The sequence below is a fragment of the Streptomyces sp. NPDC021212 genome (assembly GCF_044332925.1).
Classification (GTDB): Bacteria; Actinomycetota; Actinomycetes; order Streptomycetales; family Streptomycetaceae; genus Streptomyces.
The window spans coordinates 339,276-351,313 of record NZ_JBIRPZ010000010.1; the positions used below are offsets into that span (position 1 = coordinate 339,276).

At 72.1% G+C, this 12,038-nt stretch carries 7 protein-coding genes and 1 pseudogene; 3 read left to right on the forward strand and 5 right to left on the reverse strand.

Annotated features, from left to right (window positions below; translation table 11 throughout):
- Positions 1 to 29 precede the first annotated feature (29 nt).
- Positions 30 to 1,436, reverse strand: coding sequence for a S28 family serine protease (locus ACH4SI_RS27430; RefSeq protein ID WP_398300058.1), 1,407 nt, complete (start codon positions 1,434 to 1,436; stop codon positions 30 to 32).
- 165 nt (positions 1,437 to 1,601) lie between these two features.
- On the opposite strand from ACH4SI_RS27430, the gene ACH4SI_RS27435 reads away from it, so the two are divergent.
- Positions 1,602 to 2,045, forward strand: coding sequence for a hypothetical protein (locus ACH4SI_RS27435; RefSeq protein ID WP_398300060.1), 444 nt, complete (start codon positions 1,602 to 1,604; stop codon positions 2,043 to 2,045).
- 105 nt (positions 2,046 to 2,150) lie between these two features.
- Here ACH4SI_RS27435 and ACH4SI_RS27440 read toward each other — a convergent pair whose 3' ends face one another.
- Positions 2,151 to 5,996, reverse strand: coding sequence for an ABC transporter ATP-binding protein (locus tag ACH4SI_RS27440; protein WP_398300267.1), 3,846 nt, complete (start codon positions 5,994 to 5,996; stop codon positions 2,151 to 2,153).
- Positions 5,997 to 6,174: 178 nt separating this feature from the next.
- A complete protein-coding gene (locus tag ACH4SI_RS27445; protein ID WP_398300062.1) occupies positions 6,175 to 6,462 on the reverse strand; it encodes a helix-turn-helix domain-containing protein in 288 nt (95 codons plus the stop codon).
- 55 nt (positions 6,463 to 6,517) lie between these two features.
- On the opposite strand from ACH4SI_RS27445, the gene map reads away from it, so the two are divergent.
- Together map and ACH4SI_RS27455 are read left to right on the forward strand one after the other, a co-directional pair.
- Positions 6,518 to 7,285, forward strand: coding sequence for a type I methionyl aminopeptidase (gene map / locus ACH4SI_RS27450; RefSeq protein WP_398300064.1), 768 nt, complete (start codon positions 6,518 to 6,520; stop codon positions 7,283 to 7,285).
- A gap of 87 nt (positions 7,286 to 7,372) precedes the next feature.
- A complete protein-coding gene (locus ACH4SI_RS27455; RefSeq protein WP_398300066.1) occupies positions 7,373 to 8,401 on the forward strand; it encodes a helix-turn-helix domain-containing protein in 1,029 nt (342 codons plus the stop codon).
- 126 nt (positions 8,402 to 8,527) lie between these two features.
- Here the strand turns inward: ACH4SI_RS27455 and ACH4SI_RS27460 are convergent, their stop codons facing one another.
- Entirely contained in the window at positions 8,528 to 11,257 is a 2,730-nt protein-coding gene (locus ACH4SI_RS27460; protein WP_398300068.1) for a discoidin domain-containing protein, read from the reverse strand.
- 120 nt (positions 11,258 to 11,377) lie between these two features.
- Positions 11,378 to 11,703: pseudogene (locus tag ACH4SI_RS27465) on the reverse strand (response regulator transcription factor); the annotation flags it as partial.
- Positions 11,704 to 12,038 lie beyond the last annotated feature (335 nt).

Sequence of the window (12,038 nt, forward strand, 5' to 3'; positions counted from 1 at the left end):
CGGGGCGGCCCGGAGCCGCTCCGGGGGCCTTACGGCCTCAGGGCCGGGTCTCGCTCCGCCTCTCGGCGGTCCAGCTTCGCGTCGTGGCGGGCCAGGGGCTTGAAGGAGGTGGGGACGCCTGCCCACTTCTGGACCGCGGCCGTCGCCTTCGCCTTCTCGTCCGCCGTCAGCTGGGCGATGTTGGAGCCGTGGTTGCCGCCGGGGGCCGTGTAGACGTAGGAGTCGCGCGCGCCCTTGCCCAGGCGGAACGGCTCGGCGCCCCACGGGTCGTTCTGTCCGTAGACGAACAGCATCCGCCGCGCGTCATGGCGGACCCAGCGGTCCACGTCGCGCATCGCGCCCGGCTTGAAGCGCATCGGGATGTCGCGCGGGACGTAGTTGCGCGGGTTGTAGATGCCGGGATAGCGCAGCAGGCCGTCCAGGTGCGGGGTCTTGAAGGTGGGGGCGCCCAGCTCGGTGCCCGCCTGGTAGTAGTACGGGGTGTACGTCTCCAGGCCCTGGTCGGTGTAGGCGGCGAAGCCGGAGATGTCGTCGATGAACTTGTACAGCTCGTCGGTGGAGGCCGTGGCGGCGGGAACGTCCGCACAGTCCTTCAGCAGGTGGTACTGCCAGAAGGCCCACACCAGGTCGAGGACGACGTTCTCGTACGCCTTGTCGGCGCTGCCGACGACCGTGAAGGTCTGCTTCTCCTCGTCGGCCCACTTCTGGTAGCGCGCCACGATCTCGTCGCGCCGCACGAGCGCCTCGCGCTGGACCGCGTTCAGCCTGGTGCGGCATTCGGCGGTGCCGACGCCCGCGAAGAAACGGTCGTAGGCCGAATCCTCGTCGTTGACGACGTCGTTGGGGGCGACGTAGGCGATGGTGCCGGCCATGTCGTGCGGGTAGAAGCGGCGGTAGTAGGTGGCGGTCATGCCGCCCTTGCTGCCGCCGGTGGCGAGCCAGTTCTTGCCGTAGACCCGGTGCAGCGCCCGGTACAGCCGGTGCTGGTCGCTGGCGGCCTGCCAGATGTCGAGCTTGGACCAGTCGGCGGGCTGGGGCCGCGACGGCGTGAAGAACCGATACTCCATGGACACCTGGTTGCCGTCCACGATCTGCGTGGGCTCACTGCGGCGCGGCGTGGTGGCGACGTTGTAGCCGGAGGTGAAGAACACCGTCGGCCGGTCGGTGGCCTTGTGCAGCAGGGTGAACCGCTGCGCGAAGGTGCCCTTGGACGGGTGCCGGTGGTCGACCGGCTGCCGGTAGGTGAAGACGAGGAAGCGGTAGCCGTCGTACGGCTGCTCCTCGACGAAGCTCATCCCGGGTATCGCCAGGACGCGTTCCTTGATGTCCGGCTCGGCCGTGGGGGCGGCCGCTGCGGCGGGTGTGCTGCCCGCACCGGCGCCGACCGCCCCCACGATTATCACGAGCGACAACAGCCATCTGAGCGCCTTGCCCATTCGCCCTCCCCTTGGACGCACATCAATCACACAGGTCGCCGAGAACCTATCGGGGCACAGGCGGAGTGGCTAGAGGCGTCCGATCAGGCCAACCTGCCGCCGAATACGGAGAGTTGTTACCGTCACCCCCTTTCGTAGCGGGCTGTGATGGCGCATCCTGCCTACATGGACCGAGACGAACGGCACGACCGGAGCGAACGGGCCGAGCGGCTGACGCAGTATCTGACCGAATTGCAGGAACGAATCGATCCGCGCTCGCTGGAGCTGCTCATGCGGCTGCTGCGCGAGCTGAGCACCTCACCGGCCGTCCGCGGGGGGACGTACGAACTCGGCATGGGGCCCGAGGAGAAGGAGCTGTTCACCCCCGCACTCCAGGCCGAGCTGCTGGTGCTGTTCGGCCTGCTCACCTCCCAGGACGAGCGGGTGGTCGTCGACCTCGGCGACAGCCCGCACGCCAAGGGCATGAAGGTGCTGGTGCCCCAGGACCGGGCGGGGGACCCCGACTTCCTGCACCGCCACAAGCAGCGGGTGGCGGCCGAGGCGGAGCAGCGGGAGGCGGACCGGCGCGAAGTGGAGGGCATCGCGAGGGCGAGCGGCATGGAACCGTGACGTCACGGTATGTGACGAGCGGTGAACGCCGAGAGTTACCGGCCGTATAGTCACGGCCGGGCGGCGCACCCGTGAGACGGCCGAACCGCCTCGGAGGGTGGGGAGTTACGCCCCCACCGGGGCCGTCTCTCCCGTGAAGGTGCGCCACAGCTCGGCATACCGGCCGTCCGGCCGCGCCACCAGCTCCTCGTGCGTACCGTCCTCGACCACCCGTCCGTGGTCCAGGACCACCACGCGGTCCGCGCGGGCCGCGGTGGTCAGCCGGTGCGCGACGACCAGCGTGGTGCGCCGGCCCGCGAGCCGGTCCGTGGCCTGGTTGACCAGGCCCTCGGTGGCCAGGTCGAGCGCGGCCGTGGCCTCGTCGAGCAGCAGGATGTCCGGGTTGACCAGCTCGGCGCGCGCGAGCGCGATCAGCTGACGCTGCCCGGCCGACAGATTGCGCCCGCGCTCGGAGACCGCGTGCAGATAGCCGCCGTCGAGCGAGGCCACCATGGCGTGGGCGCCGACCGCCCGGGCGGCCGCCTCCACTTCGGCGTCGCTCGCGCCGGGGCGCCCGTAGGCGATGGCGTCGCGCACGGTCCCCGGGAAGAGATACGGCTCCTGCGGTACGACGCCCAGCCGGTTGCGGTACGCGGTGAGGTCCAGCTCGCGCAGATCCGTACCGTCGACCCGTACGGCGCCGCTGGTGGGGTCGTAGAAGCGGGCGACCAGCTTGACGAGCGTGGATTTGCCCGCTCCCGTCTCCCCCACGAACGCCACCGTCTGCCCGGCCGGGATCGTGAGATCGATGCCCGACAGGGCCTCCTCGCCATCCCCATAGCGGAAGTGCACATCGTCGAAGGCCACCTCGCCGCGGACCGTCCGCACCGCGCGCGGGCTCTCCGGCGCCGGGGTGGTGGTCGGCTCCCGCAGCAGCTCCTGGATGCGGCCCAGCGACACCGTTGCCTGCTGATAGCCGTCGAACACCTGGGACAGCTGCTGGACGGGCGCGAAGAACAGGTCGATGTAGAGCAGATAGGCGACCAGCGCGCCCGCCGTCAGCGTCCCGTCGCTCACCCGCCCGGAGCCGACGACCAGCACCAGCGCGGCGGCGGTGGACGACAGCAGCTGCACGAACGGGAAGTACACCGAGATCAGCCACTGGCCGCGCACCCGCGCCTGCCGGTACGCGTCGCTGCGCCCCGCGAACCGCTCCCGGCCGACGCGCTCGCGCCGGAACGCCTGCACGATCCGCAGCCCCGCCACGCTCTCCTGGAGGTCGGCGTTGACGGTGCCCACGCGCTCGCGGGCGAGTTCGTACGCCTTGACGCTCTTGCGGCGGAACACGAACGTGCCGATGATCAGGGGCGGCAGGGTGGCGAACACCACCAGCGCCAGCTGGACGTCGATCACCAGCAGCGCGACAAGGATGCCGAAGAAGGTCAGCAGGCTGACGACGGCGGTGACCAGACCGGTCTGGAGGAACGACGACAACGCGTCGACATCGGTGGTCATCCGCGTCATGATCTTGCCGGTCAGCTCGCGCTCGTAGTAGTCGAGCCCGAGCCGCTGCAACTGCGCGAAGATCTTGACCCGCAGGGCGTACAGCATGCGCTCGCCCGTGCGCCCGGTCAGCCGCGTCTCCCCGAACTGCGCGGCCCACTGCGCGAGGACGACGACCAGCGCCAGCCCGGACGCCGCCCACACCGCGCCCAGCGCCATGCGCTGGACGCCCTGGTCGATGCCGTGCCGGATGAGCACGGGCAGCAGCAGCCCGGACACCGCGTCGACCGCCACCAGCAGCAGACAGAACAACAGCGGCGCCCCGAACCCGCGCAGCAACTGCCGTAGCCCGTAACTCCCCTCGGGCCGTGCGGCCCGCTCCTCGTCCACGTCGGGTGTGTCGGTGGCGGGCGGCAGGGCCTCGACCTTGGCCAGCAGTTCGGGCGTGGCGGGCATCCCGGCCAGCGCCCCGGCCATCCCGGGGGCGGGGGCCGGTGTGGCGGTGGTACGCGTCTCCGGGGCGGTCGGGTCGTCCCCGTCGCGGCGCACCCACAGCTCGGGGGTCACGCCGTCCGCGCGCGGTACGGCGTGCTCGGGGTCGTCGCCGCCGCGCAGCCGTGCCGTCGGCCGGTCGCCGTCCTGGCACGGCTCGACCAGTCCGGTGGCGGCGGCTTCGCCGCCGAACGCCCCGGCGAGCCCCGCCACCGGGCGGCCCGTGTGCTCCGGGTCGTCCCCGCCGCGCGGCCGCACGGCCGGGCGCCCGGCCGGGTCGCGGGTGATGCCGCTCAGCTCGTCCGGGTCCGTCAGCAGGCGGCGGTACAGCTCGCAGCGCTTGCGCAGCTCCTCGTCCGTGCCGAGGTCCACCAGACGGCCGCCGTCCAGGACGGCGATGCGGTCGGCGAGGGCGAGGGTGGAGAGGCGGTGGGCGATGAGGAGGGTCGTACGGCCCGCCATGACGCCCCGCAGCGCCTCGTGGATCTCGTGCTCGACGCGCGCGTCCACCGCCGAGGTGGCGTCGTCGAGGACGAGCAGCCGGGGGTCGGTGAGGATCGCGCGGGCCAGGGCCATGCGCTGGCGCTGGCCGCCGGAGAGAGTGAGGCCCTGCTCGCCGACCTCGGTGTCGTAGCCGTCCGGGAGGGCGGAGATGAAGCCGTCGGCCTGGGCGGCGCGGGCGGCGGCCCTGATCTGCTCGTCGTCGGCGTCCGGCAGCCCGTAGGCGAGGTTGGCGCGCACGGTGTCGGAGAAGAGGAAGCTGTCCTCGGGGACGAGCCCGATGGCGGCGCGCAGCGACGCGTACGTCAGCTCGCGCACATCGTGGCCGCCGACCCGCACCGCGCCGTCCGTCACGTCGTAGAAGCGGGGCAGCAGCAGGGACAGGGTGGATTTGCCGCTGCCGGAAGCGCCGACCACGGCGACCGTCTCGCCCGGTTCGATGCGCAGCGACACGTCGGAGAGCACGGGCCGGTCGGGGTCGTAGCCGAAGGTGACGTGATCGAATTCGACCGTCGCGGGCGCGTCGGCGGGCAGTTCGCGGGCGTCCGGGCGCTCCTTGATGACCGGTTCGGTGTCGATGAGTTCGTAGACCCGCTCGACACCGGCCCGGGCCTGCTGCCCGACGGTCAGCATCATGGTCAGCATCCGCACCGGGCCGACGAGCTGCGCGAGGTATGTCGAGAAGGCGACGAACGTGCCGAGGGTGATCTGCCCGCGGGTGGCCATCCAGCCGCCGAGGGCCAGCATCGCGACCTGGCCGAGGGCGGGGACGGCCTGGAGGGCGGGGGTGTAGCGGGCGTTCAGCCGGACCGTGCGCAGCCGGGCGGCGAAGAGGCGTCGGCCGACCTCGCGGAGCTTGCCCGTCTCCTGGGCCTCCTGCCCGAAGCCCTTGACGACGCGGACGCCGGTGACGGCCCCGTCCACGACCCCGGCGACGGCGGCGGCCTGCCCCTGGGCGTACCAGGTGGCGGGGAAGAGCCGGATGCGGCTGCGCGAGGCGAGGACCCACAGGGCCGGTGCGACGGCGAGGGCGACGACGGTGAGCAGCGGGGAGAGCACCGCCATCACGACGAGCGAGACCAGGAAGAGCAGCACGTTGCCGATCATCATCGGCACCATGAAGAGCAGCCCCTGGACGAGCTGGAGGTCGCTGGTGGCGCGGCCGACGATCTGGCCGGTGGACAGTTCGCCCTGGCGCCGGCCGTCGAGGCGGACCAGGGAGTCGTACATCTGGGTCCGCAGATCGTGCTGGACGTCGAGCGCGAGCCGTCCGCCGTAGAAGCGGCGGACGTAGGTGAGGGCGTAGACGACGAGGGCCGCCACGATCAGCAGGACGGCCCAGGGCGCGAGCGCCCGGTCGTGCTGGACGATCACCTCGTCGATGATCAGCTTGGTGACGAGCGGGACCAGCGCCATGACGCCCATCCCGGCGAGCGAGGCCCCGAGCGCGAGCAGCACGTTGCGCCGGTACCGCATGCAGTGGCGGAACAGTCGCCGCGCCCAGCCGGGCTCCGCGCCGGTACCCGTTTTGTCGCCCTTGTCACCCTTGCCGTCCGCCACTCGTGACCTCCCGGTTTCCACTGCTGCCGGAAGGCCCAACACACACGTGTGCGGATTTCATCCTTCCGCAACAAACGGACCGAGGGTGAGGTCGCTACGCCGCCTTGTCGCGCGACACCTCCTCCTCCGGTACGACGGTGACCGCGGCGCAGCGTGCGGCGATGTCGTCCAGCCGCAGGCCCAGGGTGGTGGCCAGGGCGGCGAGGGTGAAGAAGGCGGGGGTCGGAGCCCGGCCGGTCTCGATCTTGCGGAGGGTCTCCGCCGAGATCCCGGCCCCGGCGGCGACGTCCGCCATGCTGCGTTCGCCGCGGGCCTGCCGTAGCAGGACGCCGAGGAAGCGGCCGCGTTCACGTTCCAACGGGGTGAGAGGAGTGCGCACCATGGCCGTGATACTAATACCGGTATAAGAATTGGGTCGCACTCAGGAGGGCCGCACCGTGGTCGAGATCAAGACGGACGCGTCACTGGACGCCATGCGGGAGGCCGGCCGGGTCGCCGCGGGCATCCTCACGGCGGTGCGCGAGGCCGCCACCGTCGGCGTGAGCCTGCGCGAACTGGACGAGGTGGCCCGGGAGGTGCTGCGCCGAGCCGGGGCCACCTCCCCGTTCCTCCACTACCGGCCGCGGTTCGCCCCGACCCCCTTCCCCGCGACCATCTGCGCCTCGGTCAACGACGCGATCGTGCACGGCATCCCGAACGGCTACCGGCTGCGCGACGGCGACCTGGTGTCCATCGACTGCGGCGCGGTCCTCGACGGCTGGGCCAGCGACTGCGCGACCAGCTTCACCGTCGGCACCGCCCGCCCCGAGGACCTGCTGCTCAACGAGACCGGCCGGAAGGCCCTGGAAGCGGGCATCGCTGCGGCCGTCGTCGGCGCCCGGATCGGCGACATCGCCCACGCCATCGGCAGCGTGGGCCGGGCGGCCGGCTACGGCATCATCACGGACTTCGGCGGCCACGGCGTGGGGCGGCAGATGCACGAGGACCCCGCGGTGCCCAACGAGGGGCGGCCGGGACGCGGTTACCCGCTGCGGCACGGGCTGGTGCTGGCCATCGAGCCGATGTTCCTGGCGGGCGGCCGCGACGCGTACCGGACGGACGACGACGGCTGGACGCTCCGCACGGTGGACGGCAGCCGGGCCACGCACAGCGAGCACACCGTGGCGATCACGGACGACGGGCCGCGGGTCCTCACCGCGCCCTGACCGCCCGGAGCACTCAGACCGTTCAGCAAACACTTATGGGTGCCGACTAGGGTCACACCAGGCGAATCACCGCACATCAGAAGGGTGATGATCGAGATGGTGGCCCGGATCGACGACATCCCGCCCTCGGAACGGTTCGCGGCCTGGCGCGCCCTGTGCGACCGGACGACGATCCCCATGGAGCTGCGCAGCACCCACGAGGACGACTTCCGGGCGACGATGTGGGGCATCCACCTGGGGCAGGTCAGCGTGTCCGGCACCTCCGTCCCCTCCCTGTGGAACCACCGGACACCGGCCCACATCCGCCGGTCGGATCCGGAGACGTACCACCTCCAGCTGCATCTGCGCGGGGAGACGGACGTCCGGCACGCGGGCACGACCACCACGCTCGGCGCCCGGCAGTTCATGCTCTCCTCCACGTCCCGGCCCTACGAGGCGGTCATCGGGCGCGGCAGGACCGACACGATGACGGTCGCCGTGCCGCCGTCCCTGGTGCCGTTCCCGGCGGCCGACCTCGACCGGCTGCTCGGGCGGCGGCTGTCGGGACGGACCGGCATCGGCGCCCTCCTCGCCGACGTCCTCGTCAGGCTGGGCGCCGAACACGCCGCGTACCGCCCGGCCGACGCGCCGCGCCTGGGCACCGTCGTGGTCGATCTGCTCACCGCGCTGCTCGCGCACGAGCTGGACGGCGACGCGGAAACCGGGGGCGGGGGCGGGACCGGGGCCGGGGGCGCCGGTGCTCGGATGGCCCCCGAGAGCCACCGGCGCGCCCTCCTCCTGCGGATCCAGGACTTCGTGCAACGGAACCTGCACATCCCCGACCTGACCCCGGCCTCGATCGCCGCTGCCCACCACATCTCGGTGCGCTACCTCCATCGGCTCTTCGAGCGGCAGGGGCACACCGTCGCCGCCTGGATCCGCGCCCAGCGCCTGGAGCGCTGCCGCCGCGACCTGGCCGACCCCGCGCAGAGCGGCATACCCATCCACGCCATCGCCGCGCGCTGGGGCTTCGCCCACGCGGCCGACTTCAGCCGGGCGTTCCGCGGCGCCTATGGCGTACCGCCCCGGGACTTCCGCCTGGCGGCGCTGTCGCAGCCGGCACACACGGAGAAGTGAGCAGGACTCCCCCCGTCGAAGCCCTGCTCACCTTCGCTGCTCAGCATGGACCGGCAGCCGCCGGGTGTCGTTGGCGTGCGGTGCACAGTTCTTGATGCTCCGTGCACCCTACGCCCGGTGCCGGTGTTACTTCGTCACCTTCAGCTCCTCGATTCCCGCGCGCTTCTTGTCGTCCGCCGAGCGCAGCGTGACGCGGACGTAGCGGGCCGGGCCCGTCGTACCGTCGCGCCAGTGCCGGCCGTCGAGCGAGGTCTGCGTGCGGTGCGAGGCGGGGCGGGTGGTGGTCCACCGCGGGGTGACCTCGCCGATCCGTACGGCCCGGCCGAGGTCGGCGGTGAGAGTGCCCCGGGCGGCGTCGGGAACCCAGGCGGTGGCCGCGTTGCCGTCGAGGGCGGCGCCGGGCTCCATGCCCGGCTCATGCGAACTCGCGGTCGCCTCCTGGCAGCGGGCCAGGTTGGTGGTCGGGGTGAGGTCCGGGCGGCGGGTCTTGAGGACGGCGGGGGCGCCCTCGCTCACGACCTGCTTCCCGCCCTGCGGGGTGTCGATGGCGAACGGCGCACCGGCGGTCAGCCGCACCGTCGTCTCGTGCGGGCCGATCGCCACGTCGTACGTACGGCCCTGCCAGCGCAGGCCCCGCAGGCGCACGCCGTCGCGGAGCTGCGGCGGCAGCGTGGGGTCGAGCCGTACGGCGTCCTCGCCCATCCGCATCCCGGTGAGGCCGTGCGTGAAGACCTGGAGGAAGCCGCCCTTGCCGGTGAGGAAGTCCTGCGCGGGGGACCCGGCCAGCGGGTCGTTGGCGCCCGCCTTCTGGCCGCGCGCCTCCGAGAACTGGTCGAACGGGCCGCGCACGAACGGCTTGATGGAGCGCATCAGGTACGTGTACGAAGAGCAGCCGGGCTCCCCGATGGACGCGGCGTCGATCGCGTGCACCGAGTCGGTCATCGCCGGGCCGTCGGGGTCGGTGCGCGCCGCGTAGTAGTCGAGCGTCTTGGCGGCGCTCTCCCGGGACATCGGCCACTCCAGCGGATACATGAGCAACACGGTGTCCGCCTGCTTGATCAGCGAGCCCTTGTAGCCGTCGTACTGCCGGAAGACCTGCTTCTTCTTGTCGTACGGGATGCGCAGCTTGTCCGCGATCCGGCTCCAGGCGGCGGGGGGCTTCTCGCCGAGGAGGCGGGCGGCGCGGGCGGCGTCGCGCAGGGCGGTGGCGGCTCCGGCGTTGGTGAACACCGCGTCGTCCACACCGTTGCTGTACTCGTCGGGGCCCGCGACGTTCTTGATGGAGTAGCTGCCGTCGGTGTTGTGGGTGACGCGCCCGGCCCAGAACTCGGCGATGCCCTTGAGCACCGGCCAGCCGCGCTGGCGCAGCCAGGTGGCGTCGCCGGTGGCCTGGTAGTACTGCCAGGCCGCGAGGGCGATGTCGCTCTGGAGGTGGTTCTGGGTGCGGCAGTGCGGCGGGTCCCAGCTGTGGCACTCGGTCCACAGCCCGCCCTTGCTCGCGCTGGTCCACGGGTAGAAGAGGCCGGGGTAGCCGAGCTTGCGCGCGTTGCCGCGGGCACCGGCGCGGGTCTTGTAGCGGTACTCGACCACGGACTTGGCCAGTTCGGGGTGGCTCGCCAGCAGCCCCGGGTACATCCAGGTCTCGGCGTCCCAGAAGATCAGGCCGCCGTAGTTGTCGCTGGTCAGCCCGGTCGGGGAGATGCTGTTGCGGGAGCCCGCACGAGTGGCGGACAGCAGCCCGTACTGCGCGGAGCGCACCCAGTCCTGGAGGTCGCGCCGGCTGCGGCCGCCGATCTCGATGTCGGAGCGCCAGAGCTTCCGCCAGGCGGCGGTGTGCTCGGCGAACAGCGCGGGCCAGCCCCGGTCGGCGGCCCGGCGGGAGGCGGCGACGGCGTCGGCGCGCGGGGCGTGGGAGGTCAGCGCGGTGTCGACGCCGACGTACTTGGTGAACTCATACGCCCGGCCGGACCGCACCGGGAAGCGGACGCCCTGCCGGGCGCTCAACTTCTCGTCCGAGTCGTCCTTGTCCGCCCGTTCCGCGTTCGTGTTCTGTACGGAACGGCCGGGCCGCAGGGTGGACGCGACGGCGCCGTCGGTCCTGGTGCCATCCGTACGGAACGCCACATCGACCGTACGGTCGCCATGGTTTCCGCCGCCGGTCTGCGTCATGCGGCGCGCGCCACGCCCGTCGATGCGGTCGGTGACGGTGGCGTCGCCGCTCCAGTGCGGGGTCATGCGCAGCCGTACGGCGCCCACGTGCGCGTCGTTGCGGTCGGCGAGCACGTCGTAGGTGAGGTCGGTGGCGCGGCCGTCGGACGCCGTCCAGGTGAGGGACGTACGGACGAAGCCGCAGCGCATGAAGACGGTCTGCCGGTAGTGCGAGACGCGTCCCGCCGATGTCCCGGAGCCGAAGGTCTCCGCGCCCTTGCCCCCGGTGGCCACGTTGAGGGTCGACCAGTTGGGGATGGCGGCGGCGACCTGCCGGTTCTCGGTGGTCTTCTTGTTGTGCGCGTACAGGCCGGAGACGAACGCGCCGTCGTAGCGGGGCGTGAACAGCGGCCATCCGGTCTTGTCGCCGCCTCCCGTGTAACCGGTGCCGTTCGGCGGCACGCGCTGCCCGAGATAGCCGTTGCCCACGTACGCGTGGTAGCTGTCCTTCGGGTCGATGCGGTCGGAGGTCAGCGCCCAGCCGTCGGACGGCCCCCGCGCACAACCCCCGGCGCCGGCACGGGCCGCCGCTGAGGAGTCGGATTCGGGAGCGGCGGACGCCGGCGGCACGGCGGCGACCAGCCCGCAGGCGAGCAGCGGGGCGATCAGCCGGGCGGCGCGCGGCAGCCGGGGGGTGGAGTACGTCATTGTTCTCCGTCGAGGTTCGCCGGTGACGGTCGCAGCGACGATAAAGAGGTGAACACAACAGGTCAATGAATGGCGCAACGCCTTCACTACCTGAACATGAGTTCACGCATCGGAACATCGTCAGAACGCCGTGGGGCGCACCAGACCCGTCTCGTACGCGAAGACCGCCGCCTGGGTGCGGTCACGCAGGCCCAACTTGACCAGGATCCGGCCGACATGGGTCTTCACCGTCTGCTCCGCCACCACCAGCCGGGCGGCGATCTCCGCGTTCGACAGCCCCTGCGCGATCAGGGCCAGCACCTCCGTCTCACGCTCCGTCAGATCGCCGATGCGCTCCTTGAGGGGCGCGCGGAGGGCGCCGGCGGTCACCGGGAGAACTCGGCGATGAGGCGCTTGGTGATGTTCGGGGCGAGCAGCGCTTCCCCGGCCGCCACCACCCTTACCGCGTCATAACCGCCGCCCGGCAGCGGGCCGGTGGCCAGCTCGCCCCCGAGCATCGCCGTGCGCTCGCGCATCCCGAGCAGCCCGTGCCCGGCGCCCGGCGAGGGCGGGGCGGGGCCGTCCGGCGGAGTGTTGCTGACCCGTATGGCGAGGGCGCGCACGTGGTAGCCCAGCTCCACTCGCGCCTGCGTGCCCGGCGCGTGCCCCAGCACATTGCTCAGCGCCTGCGCCGTCAGTCCTTCACCGGACCAGGGGAACGTGGTGATGGCGATCAGGGGCCGTGCCGACAGCGTCGGCGCGACCGTTGCGACCGTGGTCGCCCACCAGGCCGGGACCGGCC